Origin of the sequence: Microbacterium sp. NPDC089188, from assembly GCF_040685155.1 — a bacterium.
Taxonomy (GTDB): Bacteria; Actinomycetota; Actinomycetes; order Actinomycetales; family Microbacteriaceae; genus Microbacterium; species Microbacterium galbum.
The window spans coordinates 52216-67711 of record NZ_JBFBHH010000005.1 but is presented as its reverse complement, the minus strand read 5'-3'; the positions used below and the strand labels follow the sequence as shown (position 1 = coordinate 67711).

At 69.4% G+C, this 15496-nt stretch carries 12 protein-coding genes; 10 read left to right on the top strand and 2 right to left on the bottom strand.

Translation table 11 applies throughout. The features are described from left to right. Nucleotides 1-70: 70 nt before the first annotated feature. From AB0N80_RS16365 to AB0N80_RS16320, 10 genes are all read left to right on the top strand, one after another. A complete protein-coding gene (locus AB0N80_RS16365) occupies nucleotides 71-1000 on the top strand; it encodes an ABC transporter permease (RefSeq protein WP_315995349.1) in 930 nt (309 codons plus the stop codon). After that, nucleotides 990-1937, top strand: coding sequence for an ABC transporter permease (locus tag AB0N80_RS16360; RefSeq protein ID WP_363392173.1), 948 nt, complete (start codon nucleotides 990-992; stop codon nucleotides 1935-1937). Before AB0N80_RS16365 ends, AB0N80_RS16360 begins: the two co-directional genes overlap by 11 nt. Then, nucleotides 1934-3598, top strand: a complete 1665-nt coding sequence (locus tag AB0N80_RS16355; RefSeq protein WP_315995351.1) for an ABC transporter ATP-binding protein — start codon at nucleotides 1934-1936, stop codon at nucleotides 3596-3598. The genes AB0N80_RS16360 and AB0N80_RS16355 overlap by 4 nt, the downstream gene beginning before the upstream one ends. Beyond that, nucleotides 3595-4185 (top strand): PH domain-containing protein, encoded by a 591-nt coding sequence (locus AB0N80_RS16350; RefSeq protein ID WP_363579468.1) that lies wholly within the window; start codon nucleotides 3595-3597, stop codon nucleotides 4183-4185. Before AB0N80_RS16355 ends, AB0N80_RS16350 begins: the two co-directional genes overlap by 4 nt. Nucleotides 4186-4402: 217 nt before the next feature. Then, nucleotides 4403-5383 (top strand): ABC transporter permease, encoded by a 981-nt coding sequence (locus tag AB0N80_RS16345; RefSeq protein ID WP_315995353.1) that lies wholly within the window; start codon nucleotides 4403-4405, stop codon nucleotides 5381-5383. A gap of 1 nt (nucleotide 5384) precedes the next feature. Next, nucleotides 5385-6308, top strand: coding sequence for an ABC transporter permease (locus AB0N80_RS16340; RefSeq protein WP_363392168.1), 924 nt, complete (start codon nucleotides 5385-5387; stop codon nucleotides 6306-6308). After that, on the top strand, nucleotides 6301-8493 hold the full coding sequence (locus tag AB0N80_RS16335) for a dipeptide ABC transporter ATP-binding protein (protein WP_363579466.1): 2193 nt from the start codon (nucleotides 6301-6303) through the stop codon (nucleotides 8491-8493). The genes AB0N80_RS16340 and AB0N80_RS16335 overlap by 8 nt, the downstream gene beginning before the upstream one ends. Before the next feature lie 4 nt (nucleotides 8494-8497). Beyond that, nucleotides 8498-10174 carry an ABC transporter family substrate-binding protein gene (locus tag AB0N80_RS16330; RefSeq protein WP_315995356.1) on the top strand — a complete coding sequence of 559 codons (1677 nt, stop codon included), beginning with the start codon at nucleotides 8498-8500 and terminating at the stop codon, nucleotides 10172-10174. A 159-nt stretch (nucleotides 10175-10333) separates the two neighbouring features. Next, nucleotides 10334-12247 (top strand): translational GTPase TypA, encoded by a 1914-nt coding sequence (gene typA / locus AB0N80_RS16325; RefSeq protein WP_315995357.1) that lies wholly within the window; start codon nucleotides 10334-10336, stop codon nucleotides 12245-12247. After that, nucleotides 12247-12972 carry a creatininase family protein gene (locus tag AB0N80_RS16320; protein WP_363579464.1) on the top strand — a complete coding sequence of 242 codons (726 nt, stop codon included), beginning with the start codon at nucleotides 12247-12249 and terminating at the stop codon, nucleotides 12970-12972. Before typA ends, AB0N80_RS16320 begins: the two co-directional genes overlap by 1 nt. Before the next feature lie 8 nt (nucleotides 12973-12980). Here AB0N80_RS16320 and AB0N80_RS16315 read toward each other — a convergent pair whose 3' ends face one another. Further along, nucleotides 12981-14384: an amidohydrolase gene (locus AB0N80_RS16315; protein WP_363392165.1), complete on the bottom strand. Its 1404-nt coding sequence runs from the start codon at nucleotides 14382-14384 to the stop codon at nucleotides 12981-12983. Then, nucleotides 14381-15409, bottom strand: coding sequence for a LacI family DNA-binding transcriptional regulator (locus AB0N80_RS16310; RefSeq protein WP_363579462.1), 1029 nt, complete (start codon nucleotides 15407-15409; stop codon nucleotides 14381-14383). The genes AB0N80_RS16315 and AB0N80_RS16310 overlap by 4 nt, the downstream gene beginning before the upstream one ends. Between the last annotated feature and the right edge of the window lie 87 nt (nucleotides 15410-15496).

Here is a 15496-nt window from a genome sequence, read left to right as displayed (position 1 = left end):
CGGGCTCTTCTGAGCCCGGCCCCCCACGTGACGTCCGATGAGGCGTTTCCCACGTTCGAAAAGAGAGCGGATGCTCGGCTACATCCTCAGACGTCTGCTGCAGGTGCTCCCCGTGTTCTTCGGGGCCACGCTGCTGATCTACTTCATGGTCTTCGCCATGCCGGGAGACCCGATCCTCGGGCTCTTCGGCGACAAGACCCCCGCCCCGCAGGTCGTCGAAGCCCTGCGCGCGCAGTACCACCTCGACCAGCCCTTCATCGTCCAGTACTTCCTGTACCTCGGCGGCATCTTCCAGGGCGACCTCGGGACGACCTTCTCCGGCCAGTCCGTGAACGAGGTCCTCGCCCGCACCCTGCCGGTGACGGCTCGACTGGCCGTGATGGCCCTCGCGATCGAGTTCGTGCTCGCCATCGTCGTCGGCACCATCTCGGCCATCCGCAAGGGCAAGCTGTTCGACAACGTCGCCCTCATCGTGGCGCTCCTGTTCGTCGCCCTGCCGATCTTCGTGGCCTGCTTCCTCGCGCAGTACTTCCTCGCCGTCCAACTCGGGTGGTTCCGCCCGACGGTCGGTGCCCAGAACGGGTGGGGGGATCTCATCCTCCCGGCGATCGTCCTGGGCCTGAGCCTCTTCGCGACGAGCATGCGCCTGATGCGCGGGTCGGTCATCGACACGCTCAACCAGGACTGGGTGCGCACCGCCTACAGCAAGGGTCTCTCGCGTCGTCGTGTGATCCCCGTGCACGTGCTGCGCAACTCGCTCATCCCGGTGATCACCAACTCCGCGACCAACTTCGGTGTGCTGCTGGTGGGCGCGACCGTGACCGAGGGAATCTTCAACATCCCCGGCGTCGGCAACACGCTCTACCAGGCGACCATCCGCGGCGAGGGCCCCACGGTCGTGTCCTTCGTGACCGTCTTCGTCATCATCTACGTGCTGGTCAACCTCGTCGTCGACCTTCTGTACGGTCTCCTTGACCCGAGGATCCGCTATGTCAAGTAATCGTTTCCCGGCGCCGCACTTCGTCGCCCCCATCAAGACCGAGACCATCTCGGTCGACGCCGTGCGCGTCGCCGCCCGCAAGAGCAACCTCTGGCTCGACGCGTGGCGCGACCTGCGCCGTCGGCCCACCTTCTGGATCGCCCTGGCCGTCATGGCCGTCGTGATCCTGATGGCGGCGTTCCCGACGCTGTTCACCCAGGTGCCGCCGAACAACGACTGCCAGCTGTCCAACAGCAACGGCGGCCCGACCGCGGGTCACATCCTCGGCTTCACCTTCCAGGGCTGCGACACGTTCTCCCGCATCGTGTGGGGTGCGCGCACCTCGCTGTCGGTGGGTCTGCTCGCCACGGCGATCGGCACGATCATCGGCCTCATCATGGGCGCGCTGTCGGGCTTCTACGGTGGATGGCTCGACGCGGTGATCTCGCGCGTCGGCGACATCTTCTTCTCGATCCCCTACATCCTCGCGGCGATCGTCGTCATGAGCGTGTTCTCGCAGTACCGCAACGTCTTCACCCTGGCGTTCGCGATCGGCGGGTTCGCGTGGGCCTCCACGGCACGCGTCGTGCGCGCCGAGGTGCTGCGTGTGCGTCAGGCGGACTACGTCGCCGCATCCCAGGCCCTCGGGCAGTCGCGCTTCAAGACGCTGCTCACCCACGTCATCCCCAACGCCATCGCCCCTCTGCTGGTCGTCACGACCATCAGCCTCGCGGCGGCGATCGTGGCCGAGGCGACCCTGTCGTTCCTCGGTGTCGGCCTCGGCGGCGACACCATGTCGTGGGGTAACGACATCAGCCAGGCCCAGCAGTCGCTGCGCGTCGCGCCGGCCGCGCTGATCTGGCCGTCGCTGGCGCTGACCGTGACGGTGCTGGCGTTCATCATGCTGGGCGAGCTCATCCGAGACGCCATCGACCCGAGAGCGAGGGCCCGCCGATGAGCGACGCCACCATGACGCCGCTGCTGTCCGTGCGCGACCTCAAGGTCGCCTTCGAAGGTCAGGGCGGTTCCCGCCAGGTCCTGCACGGCGTGAGCCTCGACGTCTACCCCGGCCAGACGGTGGCCATCGTGGGCGAGTCGGGTTCGGGCAAGTCCACCACCGCCTCCGCGGTGATCGGGCTGCTCCCCGGCACCGGTCACGTCACCGGCGGCAGCATCACGCTCGACGGACGCGAGCTGACGGGCCTGACCTCGTCGCAGTTCGAGTCCGTCCGCGGCAAGGACATCGGATACGTCCCCCAGGACCCGATGTCCAACCTCAACCCGGTGTGGAGCATCGGCTTCCAGGTCAAGGAGGCGATCCGCGCGAACGGGATCGCCACCGGCCGGAAAGAGGTCGAGAAGCGCGCTATCGAGGTGCTCAAGCAGGCCGGTCTCGCCGATGCCGAACGCCGGTTGCACCAGTACCCGCACCAGTTCTCGGGCGGTATGCGTCAGCGTGCGCTCATCGGCATCGGCCTCGCCGCCGATCCGAAGCTCCTGATCGCCGACGAGCCGACCTCGGCCCTCGACGTCACGGTGCAGCGCGTGATCCTCGATCACATGGCGTCCCTCACGCGGGAGCGCGGCACGTCGGTGCTGCTCATCACGCACGACCTGGGTCTGGCCGCCGAGCGCGCCGACACCATCGTCGTGATGAACCAGGGCGAGATCGTCGAGTCGGGTCCGAGCCGCGAGATCCTCGAGAACCCGCAGCACCCGTACACCCAGCGGCTGGTCGCCGCGGCGCCGAGCATCGCGTCGCAGCGCATCCAGGCGAAGGCGGAGGACCGTGGCATCCTTCGCGAGGCCGACCTCGACGCTCCGGCGACCGTGAAGGTGACCGACCTGGTCAAGGAGTACAAGATCCGCCAGGGCGGGTTCCGCAGCGAGCAGTTCCGCGCAGTCGACGGGGTCTCGTTCGAGATCCCGCGCGGCAAGACGCTGGCGCTCGTGGGGGAGTCGGGCTCGGGCAAGTCGACCATCGCCAAGATGGTGCTCAAGCTCGAGGAGCCCACCTCGGGGTCGATCGAGGTCGACGGCGTGAACACCGGCAGGCTCAGCGCGAAGGACACTTTCGCCCTGCGTCGCCGCATGCAGCCCGTGTTCCAGGACCCCTACGGCTCGCTCGACCCGCTGCGCAGCATCGGCAACCTCATCGCCGAGCCGCTCAACATCCACAAGGTGGGTGACACCACCTCGCGTCGCGAGCGGGTGGAGGAGCTGCTCGAGCAGGTCGCCCTGCCGCAGGAACTGGCGTCGCGTTACCCGAACGAGCTGTCCGGTGGTCAGCGTCAGCGTGTCGCCATCGCGCGCGCGCTCGCGCTCAAGCCCGACATCCTCGTGCTCGACGAGGCCGTCTCGGCGCTCGACGTGCTCGTGCAGGCGCAGATCCTCCAGTTGCTCGCGGAGCTGCAGTCCGAGCTCGGTCTCACGTACCTGTTCATCACGCACGACCTCGCCGTCGTCCGTGTCGCCGCCGACCTGGTGTGCGTCATGGAGCGGGGCAAGCTCGTCGAGCAGGGCACCGTGGACGAGATCTTCGCGCAGCCGTCGCAGGAGTACACGCGGCGTCTCCTCGACGCCATCCCCGGCGCCTCCCTCCAGCTGGGCGGCGCGTGACGCGCGACGAGCGCTTCCGGGGCGCGGAGCACCCACGGGTGTTCCGCGCCCCGTCCTCCCTCTTCGGGCTCGTGCTCGGCGCGGTGCTCGCGGTCGTCCTCCTCGGGGATGCCGCGCTCCGCGCCGGCGTCGGCGAGATGCTGCTCCTCGCGCCCTGGGTGCTGCTGGCGCTGTGGGGCGTGTACGCCCTGCTGTTCGCCCCGCACGTGCGCATCGACGCCCGCGGCATCCGCATCCACAATCCTCTGCGCGTCACCGAGATCGCGTGGGCGCGCGTGAGCGACATCGACATGCGGTGGCAGCTCGAGGTGCGCACCGACGAACCGCGGGTGGTGAAGGCCTTCGGGGGCCCGGTGGCCGGACGACCGGGGCGCCCCGCGCTTCGCCGTGACGACGAGCGGGGGCGGCGCGAGCCCCCCGCCATCCGTGATCTTCAGATCATCCAGGACGCGTGGGAGTCCGCCCGCACGAATGCGACCGCCGGCGGCGTCGTTCGTCGTTTCTGGGACATTCCTTCGCTGATTTCCCTGGTGGTTCTGATCCTCTGGGTTATTATCGCTTTGTTCATTTCCGGCGGTGTCCGCTGAGCGCAGTGCTGCGCCAGCATCAACCGCTCGTGACAAAGCGCCATGTAAGGGCTTTGTTACGGTCGTGAAAAGTGTGTTCCCCCGGCACACATTCCGCGAGGTGCCGACGTAGGGTCTCTGAAGATCCTTAGCCAGGCGAAAGAATCGGCGGGGATCTCGAAGGCGAGAGGACCACCATGCAGATCATCGACATGTTCCGGACAGGCCTGCGCGCCTCATGACGTTGTACGTCCTGCGCCGGTTCCTGAACTACGCGGTTCTGAGCCTGCTGGCGACCTGCCTCGCGTACGTGCTCGGGTCCGCGCTGCTGCGACCCCAGGATCGCTTCTACGGCATGAACCCGCGGCCGCCGGAGGACTCGATCATCGCGAGTCTGAACGCGCTCGGGGCCAACCCCGACGTGCCGATCCTCGTGCGACTGTGGAACTGGCTCGTGAACCTGTTCACGAAGTTCTCCCTCGGCTCCACCATCGGCGGCCAGGACGTCATGGCCGAGATCTCCGCCCGCGCCGGCACGAGCCTGCGTCTGCTGCTCATCGGTTCGCTCATCGGCGCCGTCGTCGGCGTGCTCGTGGGCGTGTGGGGAGCCGTGCGGCAGTACCGCGCGAGCGACCAGGTGACGACGTACGCCTCGTACCTCGTGTTCGCGACGCCCACCTTCGTGATCGGCGTGCTGCTCATGATCGCCGCGACCGGGTTCAACAACGCCCTCGGAACGCAGGTCATCCGCTTCACGGGCGAGTACACCGCCGGCATCGAGGGCTTCTGGCCGGTCGTCGCCGATCGCGCCGTTCATCTGCTGCTGCCCACGATCGCGCTCGTGCTCATCAGTGCCGCGTCCTATTCGCGCTATCAGCGCAGCATGATGCTCGACGTCCTCGGCGCCGACTACATCCGCACCGCGCGCGCGAAGGGACTGCCGCGCACGCAGGCGCTCTTCCGCCACGGCGTGCGCATCGCGCTGATCCCGATGTCGACGTTCTTCGCCTACAGCTTCGGCACCCTGATCGCGGGCTCGACCATGCTCGAGATCGTGTTCTCGTGGCGCGGCATGGGGCAGTTCCAGCTCAACGCCGTGACCCAGCAGGACATCAACGCGGTGGCCGGTTCGACCCTCTTCGTCGCGGTGCTCGTGCTGCTGTCGTCGACCCTGTCCGAAGTGCTCTACGCCGCACTCGACCCGAGAGTGAGGAGCTGACATGACGATGCAGGAAGAGGCTGTGGACGGCACGCTCGTCGCCACCAGCCCCGTGACCCGCGAACGCAAGGCGCTCTCCCGCGGAGCGCTCGTGCGGGCCCGGCTGCGGAAGATGCCCCGCTTCTGGGTCGGCGCGAGCATCCTCGTGTTCATCGTGCTGTGGGCCTTCATCGGGCCCCTGGTCTACCCCTACGACGCCACGGAGCGCGACTTCCTCAACGTCGGCCTGGGACCCACCCAGCTGCACTGGTTCGGCACGAACGGCATCGGTCAGGACATCTACGCCCAGACCCTCGTCGGCTTGCAGAAGTCGCTCATCATCGGCGCCCTCGCCGGCATCGGCGCGACGCTGATCGCCGCCGCCGTCGGCTCGGTCGCCGGATACCTCGGCGGGAAGATCGACGCGGTCATCGGGTGGCTCATCCACCTGCTGCTCGTCATCCCCTCGTTCTTCATCCTCGTGCTGCTCAGCCCGCTGACGCGCGGCCTGTCCTGGCTGGCGCTGACGTTCTTCCTCGCGGTGTTCAGCTGGATGATCCTCGCCCAGGTGGTGCGCAACCAGACGCGTTCGCTGCGCAACCGCGACTTCGTGCGCGCGGCTCGCTACATGGGCATGCCGACGCGCAAGATCCTCGGTCGCCACATCATCCCCAACATCGCGTCGTTGCTCATCATCGACGCGACCCTCGGCATCGTCGCGGCCATCATGGCCGAGACCTCGCTCAGCTACTTCGGCTTCGGCGTCCAGGCGCCCGACGTCTCGCTCGGCACACTGCTCGCCGCCGGCACGTCGGCGGCCGTGACCCGCCCCTGGCTGTTCGTGTACCCCGCCGGCGTGCTGATCGTGCTGCTCCTGGCCATCAGCCTCATCGGCGACGCCCTGCGCGACGCCATCGACCCCACCTCGGGAGCGAACCGTGACTGACACCCGTTCCGCCACCCTGCTGTCCTCCACCGGACGCACCCCTCTGCTGTCGGTCCGCGACCTCAGCGTCACCTTCCCGCAGCGCGAGGGCGGCGACGTCCGCGCCGTGCGCGGGATCTCGTACGACGTGCACGAGGGGGAGTTCCTCGGGATCGTCGGCGAGTCCGGCTCCGGGAAGAGCGTCTCCTCGCTCGCGGTGATGGGATTGCTGCCGTCGAACGCGCGCGTCGAGGGCGACATCCTCTACGACGGGCGTTCGCTGCTCTCGATGAACGACGCCCAGCTGTCGAAGATCCGCGGCGCCGAGTTGGCGATGGTCTTCCAGGACCCGCTGTCCGCACTGACCCCGGTGTACACCGTGGGCGACCAGATCTCCGAGGGCCTGCGGCTGCACGACCGCGCGCTGTCGGCCCAGGCCGCGCACGCCCGGTCGGTGGAGCTGCTCAAGCTCGTCGGCATCCCGGATGCCGAGCGCCGGGCCCGCGCGTACCCGCACGAGTTCTCGGGCGGCATGCGCCAGCGCGCGATGATCGCCATGGCGATCGCGAACGACCCGCGCGTGATCATCGCCGACGAGCCGACCACGGCGCTCGACGTGACGATCCAGGCGCAGATCCTCGACGTGCTGCAGAAGGCGCGCGAGGTGACCGGGGCGGCGGTCGTCCTCATCACGCACGACCTCGGCGTCGTCGCCGGTCACGCCGATCGCGTCGCGGTGATGTACGCGGGCACGCTCGTCGAGCGCGGTTCGGTCGACGAGATCTTCCACGACCCGCACATGCCGTACACGGTGGGCCTGCTGCGCTCCGTCCCCAACATGCAGACCGCGGGGTCGCACCGGCTCGTTCCGCTCGAGGGGCGACCGCCGTCCCTGGCGAGCCTGCCGACGGGCTGTCCGTTCGCCGCGCGCTGCCCGATCGCGATCGATGCGTGCCGCGAGGTCGAGCCCGAGCTCGTCGTGCACGGCGCCGACTCCGACCACGTCTCGGCGTGCATCCGCGCCGGCGAGATCGCCTCCGGCGCCCTTGCGCGGCCCGACATCTTCCCCCGCCCCGAGCCGCTGGGCGAGATCCCGCCGCTGCGGCCCGATGTCACGCCGGCGGTCGAGGTCACCGACCTCACCAAGCACTTCCCGCTGATGAAGGGCGCCGTCTTCCCGCGGCGCGTCGGCACGGTGCGCGCGGTCGACGGCGTCTCGTTCTCGATCCAGCCCGGTCGCACGATGGGGCTGGTGGGGGAGTCCGGGTGCGGGAAGACCACGACCATCCTCGAAATCATGGAGATGGTCGCCCCGCAGAGCGGCAGCATCCGCATCAACGGCACCGACGTCGCGACCGTGAGCCGCAAAGACAAGGCGCAGCTGCGCAAGGGCATCCAGATCGTCTTCCAAGACCCGATGGGCGCGATCGACCCGCGCCTGCCGGTGGGCGAGGTCATCACCGAGCCCCTGCTGGTGCAGGGCGTTGCGCGCGCGGAACGCGATCGCAAGATGACCGAGCTGCTGGAGCTGGTGGGCCTGGACCCGGCGATGTCGGACCGCTACCCGCACGAGTTCTCGGGCGGCCAGCGTCAGCGCATCGGCATCGCCCGTGCGCTCGCGACCGACCCCGCCGTCGTCGTGCTCGACGAGCCCGTCTCGGCGCTCGACGTGTCGATCCAGGCGGGCGTGATCAACCTGCTCGAAGACCTCAAGGAGCGCCTCGGCCTGTCCTTCCTGTTCGTCGCCCACGACCTCGCGGTCGTGCGTCAGATCGCCGACGACGTCTCGGTCATGTACCTCGGGCGCATCGTCGAGCAGGGCCCGGTCGACGCGGTGTTCGACGACCCGCGGCATCCGTACACCAAGGCCCTCATCTCGGCGGCGCCCATCCCGGATCCGCGGATCGAGCGCTCACGCACCCGCATCCTGCTGGACGGCGATCTGCCGAGCCCCACGCAGGAGATCTCGGGATGCCGCTTCCGCACGCGGTGCCCGTTGTATCGCCTGCTGCCCGACGCCGACCGGCGTCGGTGCGACTCCGACGACCCCGGTCTGCGCCCCTCGGCGCACTCCGAGGTGGCGTGCCACTACGCCGAGCGCTCCGACCTCGTCCTCGAGACGGCATCGGCCGCGTCCCCCCGAACGTCTGCGGCCGACGGCACCATGTCGTCGCAGACCCTCCCCGATCACCAACGAGAGGACTGATCACATGATCCGCAAAGCGAAGGCTCTCGGCGCACTCGCGCTGCTGAGCGCCGCCGCCCTGGCCGTCGCCGGCTGTGCGCCGGGCAACACCGCGGCCCCGTCGGCGAACCCCGACGACCAGAACTCCCTGCCCTCGACCGCGTGGGTGCGCGCTGACGCGGCCGACGTGCAGGACGGCGGCTCGCTGACGCTCGCCGTGTCGTCTCTGCCGGTGAACTGGAACATCTACCAGATCGACGGCAACGAGCGCGACACCAACGACATCTACACGACGATGAGCGGCGGTCCGATCAAGATCGACGAATCGGGCGAGCCCGTCGTCGACGAGAACTACGCCTCCTCCGCCGAGCTCGTCAGCGAAGACCCGCAGGTCGTCGAGGTCAAGCTGAACCCGGATGCCGTCTGGGAGGACGGCACGCCCATCACCGTCGCCGATTACCAGGGCATGTGGAAGGCCAACAACGGCTCGAACCCCGAGTACATCGTCACCTCGACCACCGGATGGGACCAGGTCTCCTCGGTCGAGCAGGGCACGGACGAGTTCGACCTCAAGATCACCTTCTCGTCGGTGTTCGCCGACTGGCAGTCGCTGCTGAGCCCCGTGCTCAAGGCCAGCGTCACCGCCGACCCGACGACCTTCAACACCGGCTACACCTCGCAGGCCGTGCCGTCGTCGGGCCCCTTCAAGGTGAGCTCGATCGACGCGACCGCCGGGATCGCGACGCTCGAGCGCAACCCGAACTGGTGGGGCGAGACCCCCAAGCTCGAGACGATCGTCTACCGCGCGGTGAGCCAGGACCAGCAGGGCTCCTCGTTCAGCAACGGTGAGATCGACGCCGTCGAGATCTCGGCCAACGCCGACCTCTACCAGACCGCGCAGAACGTGCAGGGTGCCCAGATCGAGGCCTCGAACGGCCTGACCTGGACGCACATCACCATGCGCGCCTCCGATGGCCCGCTCGCCGACGTCAACGTCCGCAAGGCCGTGGCATCCATCGTCAACCGCGAGCAGATCGCCAACACGGCGAACGCGCCCGTGGGTGTCCCTGCCATCACCCAGGGCAGCTACATCTTCATGCCCGGTCAGGAGGGCTACACCGACGAGGCGCTGCCCTACGACACCGACGCGGGTGCGAAGTACCTCGAAGACGCCGGCTACACCAAGGACGGCGACTCCTGGGTCAAGGACGGCACGCCGCTGACGTTCTCGGTCACGGTTCCGGCCGACACCGCGACGAACATCCAGCGCGCCGAGCAGATCCAGGCCGACCTGAGCGAATTCGGCATCCCCGTGGAGCTGAACTCGGTGCCCGTGGGCGGCTACTTCAGCGACTACATCATCCCGGGCGACTTCGAGATGGTGACCTTCTCGTGGGTCGGCACGGCCTACCCGATCTCGTCTACGCGCTCGCTGTTCACTCCGGTGGACTCGGAGCAGAACTTCACCGGCATCGCCGATGATCGTCTCGGCCCCCTGTGGGAGCAGGCGAACAACGAGCTCGACCCGGCCGCGCGCCTCGAGACCGCGCAGGAGATCGACAAGGTCCTGTGGGAGTCGGTGCCGATCATCCCGATCGCGCCGCTGCCCAACGTCTGGGCCGTCAAGCAGGGCCTCGTGAACTGGGGCGCCACCCAGTTCGAGACCGTCGACTGGACGATCGTCGGCTTCCAGAACAGCTGAGTCCGACTCGGCGATACGGGGGCGGGATCCCACGGGATCCCGCCCCTTTCGCGTGCGTGCGCGCTTCCTGAACGTGCGCTGCCGGGAGTGTTGCGGGCGCCCGGTAGACTGTGAGGGCCCGATTCCGGGCGCCACCCCTCACTTTCCTGGAGACCCTCCATGGCGCACGCCCTTCGTCCTGACCTCCGTAACGTCGCGATCGTCGCGCACGTCGACCACGGCAAGACGACCCTCGTCGACGCCATGCTCCGCCAGACCGGCTCGTTCGGCGACCACGCGCACGTCGAAGAGCGCGCGATGGACTCCAACGACCTCGAGCGCGAGAAGGGCATCACGATCCTCGCCAAGAACACGGCGATCGAGTACAACGGTGTCCACACCGAGGTCCCCGTCACGATCAACGTGATCGACACCCCCGGCCACGCCGACTTCGGCGGCGAGGTCGAGCGCGGTCTGTCGATGGTCGACGGTGTCGTGCTGCTCGTCGACGCGTCCGAGGGTCCGCTGCCGCAGACCCGCTTCGTGCTGCGCAAGGCCCTCGAGGCCAAGCTCCCCGTCATCCTCCTGGTCAACAAGACCGACCGCCCCGACGCGCGCATCGCCGAGGTCGAAGAGGAGGCGCACGACCTGCTGCTGGGCCTCGCCTCCGACCTGGTCGACGACGTGCCCGACCTCGACGTCGACGCGCTGCTCGACGTGCCGGTGGTCTACGCCTCCGGCCGTGCCGGCGCGGCATCCCTCACGCGTCCGGACAACGGCGCGCTGCCCGACAACGACGACCTCGAGCCCCTGTTCGGCGCGATCCTCGAGCACGTGCCCGCTCCGTCGTTCGACGACGAAGCGCCGCTGCAGGCCTGGGTCACCAACCTCGACTCGAGCCCCTTCCTCGGCCGCCTCGCGCTGCTGCGCGTCTTCAACGGCACGCTCAAGAAGGGCCAGACCGTCGCCTGGGTGCGCGCCGACGGCACCACCAGCAACGCCCGCATCACCGAGCTGCTCAAGACCCGCGCCCTCGAGCGTTTCCCCGCCGAAGACGCCGGCCCCGGCGACATCGTCGCGATCGCCGGTTTCCCCGACATCACGATCGGCGAGACCATCGCCGACCCCGAGGACGTGCGCCCGCTCAAGGCCATCACGGTCGACGACCCGGCCATCTCGATGACCATCGGGACCAACACCTCGCCCCTCATGGGCAAGGTCAAGGGGCACAAGCTCACCGCCCGCATGGTGAAGGACCGCCTCGACCGCGAGCTCATCGGCAACGTCTCGCTCAAGGTCGTCGACATCGGACGCCCGGACGCCTGGGAGGTCCAGGGCCGCGGTGAGCTGGCTCTCGCGATCCTCGTCGAGAACATGCGCCGCGAGGGCTTCGAGCTCACCGTCGGCAAGCCCCAGGTGGTCACCAAGCGCGGCGAGGACGGCAAGCTCAAGGAGCCGTACGAGCACCTCACCATCGACGCCCCCGAGGAGCACCTCGGCGCGATCACGCAGCTCATGGCCGCGCGCAAGGGCCGCATGGACAACATGACCAACCACGGCACCGGCTGGGTGCGCATGGAGTTCGTCGTGCCCTCGCGTGGTCTCATCGGCTTCCGCAGCGAGTTCCTCACGATCACGCGCGGTACCGGCATCGCCAACGCCATCTCGCACGGCTACGACGACTGGGCGGGATCGATCACGACCCGCCAGAACGGCTCGATCGTCGCCGACCGCATGGGCGTCGTCACCCCGTTCGCCATGATCGCCCTGCAGGAGCGCATGAGCTTCTTCGTGCAGCCGACCGAAGAGGTCTACGAGGGCATGGTCATCGGCGAGAACTCGCGCGCCGACGACATGGACGTCAACATCACCAAGGAGAAGAAGCTCACGAACATGCGTTCGTCGACCTCGGACTCCTTCGAGTCGATGACGCCCCCGCGCGTGCTCACGCTGGAGGAGTCGCTCGAGTTCGCCCGCGACGACGAATGCGTCGAGGTCACGCCCGAGAAGGTGCGTATCCGCAAGGTCGTGCTCGACGCGACCGAGCGCGGCCGCGCCGCCTCGCGCGCCAAGCGCCAGGATGCCAACGCCTGATGCTCGAACTGGCCGGTGCCTCGTCCGCCGATGTGCGTGAACACGTCGCGGCGGGCGGGCGCCTGGCCGTGCTGGCCGTGGGCGCCCTCGAGGCCCACGGCCCGCATCTGCCCCTGAGCGCCGACACGATCGTCGCCGAGCGCATCGCGCGGGCGGTCGCGGAGCGCTGCGACGGGGCCCTTCTGCCGGCGATCGCCTATGGCGAGACGTGGGCGACGTCGGGGTACCCGGGCACCATATCGCTGTCGCCCGAGACCGTGCGGGCCCTCGCTCTCGACATCGTCCGCGGCGCGGCGGCGTCCGGCCTCGATCGCGTGGTCATCGTCAACGGCGACTTCGGCAACCGCCTCCCGCTCGCGGCTGCCGCGCGCGACCTCGCCGCCGAGGGCCTGCGGGTCCTCGTGCTCGACCACCCCGGTCTCGCCGACGCCGCCGACGCGGTGCGCGAGAGCGCCCCCGCCGCGCCGGGGATGAACCACGCCGAAGAGATCGAGACCTCGATGGTGCTGGCATCCGCACCCGAGCTCGTGCGGATGGAGCGCGCGGAGCCGGAGTATCCCGCGTTCCCGGTCGACTTCGGACTACGGCCCGTGCGTCTGCACGAGATCGGCGCGAGCGCGGTCTTCGGAGACCCTCGTCCGGCCACCGCGGCGAAGGGCGAGCGCCTCTTCGCCGCGGTGACCGACGCCGCCGTCGCGCAGGTCGAGCGCTTCGTCGCGGGCTGAGGCCGGGCTCAGGGCGCGTAGTCCTGGACGCGCCGTCCGTGCGAGCGGTCGGTCAGCGCCGGAAGACGCTCCGAGAGCTCCGCGACAGCCTCCTCGAGATCGATCGTCAGCAGCCGACGGTCCCGGACGACGACCCGGCCGTCGACGATCACGGTCGTCACGTCTCCCTGGTGCGCGCTGAGGGCGAGCGAGTGCGCGAGGTCGTGCACGGGTTGCAGGTGCGGGGTGCGGAAGTCCACGAGCACGATGTCGGCGCGGAGCCCCGGCCGTAGCGCGCCGATCTCGCCGGCGAGGCCGAGCACCTCGGCGTTCTGACGCGTCGCGAGGTCGAGCAGGTGCGCAGAGGTCGCCCAGGTGGCATCCCCCGACGCGTACTTCTCGATCATGCCGAGAAGGCGCATGTTCTCCCACACGTCGAGGGTCATGCTGCCCGCGGCTCCGTCGGTGCCGATGCCGACGCTGATGCCGGCGTCGTGAAGGAGACGCAGGGGAGTGGTGCCCTCCTGCGCGTGGAGCAGATACGTCTTCGTGCACGACGCGACACCCACGCGGTCGGCGTAGGGGGTGAGCAGCTCCGCGTCCTCGGCGACGATGCCCGCGCCGTGGGCGATGAGCGCGCCGGCTTCGAGCACGCCGGTCTCATGCAGGATGCCGATCGGGGTGCGGCCGTCGCGCGAGCGGCTGGACGCGGTCTGCGTGAGGTTCTCGGCGGCATGGATGTGGATGCGCACGCCCAGGCGCTCGGCATCCCGGGCCGTCGCCCGCAGGTCGTCGTCGTCGACGGTGTAGGGCGCGTGCGGGCCGAGGGCCGTGGTGATGCGTCCGTTCGCCGAGCCCGCGGCGTCGCGCGCGAACGCCGCGCTGCGCTCGCGACCGGCCGCGCCCTCGGACGAGAAGAAGGTGTCGGCCAGCAGAGCCCGGATGCCGGAGCCCTCGACCTCTTCGGCGATGGTCGACATGCCGAAGTAATGGTCGGCGAAGGTGGTGACGCCGCCGAGGAGCAGCTCGCCGATCGCGATGCGCGCGCCGAGGCGGATGTCGCGGTCGGTGAGGTTGACCTCCATGGGCCACACGTGGTCGTTGAACCACTCGGCGGTGGGGACGTCGGAGGCCGCGCCGCGGAACATGACCATCGGCGTGTGGGTGTGACTGTTCACCAGACCGGGGAGGGCGACGAGGCCGCTTGCGTCGATGATCTCCGCGTCGGTCAGTGCCGCGAGGTCGACCTCGTCGTCGGGGAGGATCCAGGCGATGCGTCCCGCGCTCACACCGATGCTGTGACCGGGCAGATCGCGGACACCGCCCCTCGAGGCGGTGTCCGCGCGCGGCAGGTCGGGGTACCCCGGAGCGGGGCGGTGCGTCTCGGCGGCGACGCGGGCGTGACGGATGACGAGGTCCACGGGTGCGGTCATGACTCCTCCTGAGGGGTCCGGGTGCTCGCGCCCACGACGAGGTCGGCGCTCAGGGCGGTGCGTCGCCGCGCGGCGACGCGCGAGCGCTGCGCGTGCTCGAGCATCTCGACGGCCTCAGCGCCCATCTGACGCCAGGGGTGCCGGAGCGAGGTGAGGGGCGTGCCCTGGGCGTCGGGATACAGCTGCAGCAGGCTGGCGATCTGCACGTCGTCCGGGACGCGGACTCCGCGCGCCCGCAGGACGGTGAGTACACCGGTGGCCACGTCGTCGTTGGCGCACACGAGCGTCTCGCCCGGGGTGACGGCATCCCACAACTCCTCCGCCGCGGTCACTCCGGCGAGCAGATCGCTGCCGCGGTACACCACGGCGCCGGGCGCGATGCCCCGCGCGGCGCACGCGTCCCCGACCGAGCGGATGCGCGTCGCGTCAGCGGGCGCGTCGGGATCGAGGCCGACCGTGATGATCTTGCGGGTGCCGGTGCGGGCGAGGTGGTGCGCGAGGAGACCGGCCGAGCTCGTCTCGTCGAGGCTCACCGCGCTGGGGGTGTCGGGATCGAGGAAGCGCCCCACCTGCACGATGGGCAGACCGTGCGAGAGGCGCTGGGCGTGGCCCGAGGCTTCGATGGTGGGAGGACAGACGATGAGCCCGTCGACCCGGCGGTCGAGCAGGTCGGCGACGCGCTCGTCGTGGTCGGCGCCGTCGGGCGCGACGTACCGGAGCAGGGCCCCGATGCCCTGGGCGTCGAGACTCTCGGTCACCGATTCGATGAGGGCGGACAGGAAGACCGTGGCGTAGCGGGGGAGGACGATCCCCACGCTCTGGGTGCGGTTCGAGCGGAGCGCGCTGGCGACGGCGTTGTGGCGATACCCGAGACGCGCGGCGGCGGCGCGGACGCGCTTGAGGGTGTCGGGGGAGACGGGTCGGGATCCCGAGAGCGCGCGCGACACGGTCGCCGTCGAGACCCCTGCCTCGGAGGCCACATCGGCGAGGGTGGCGAGCTCGTCGGAGGGCGCGGAATCGGTCACTCGCTCAGCGTACGCAATCGATTACCAACCCACGTGTGACGAAATCGAACCGCAACACGACTGAAATCGGCAGCAATGACGGGTATG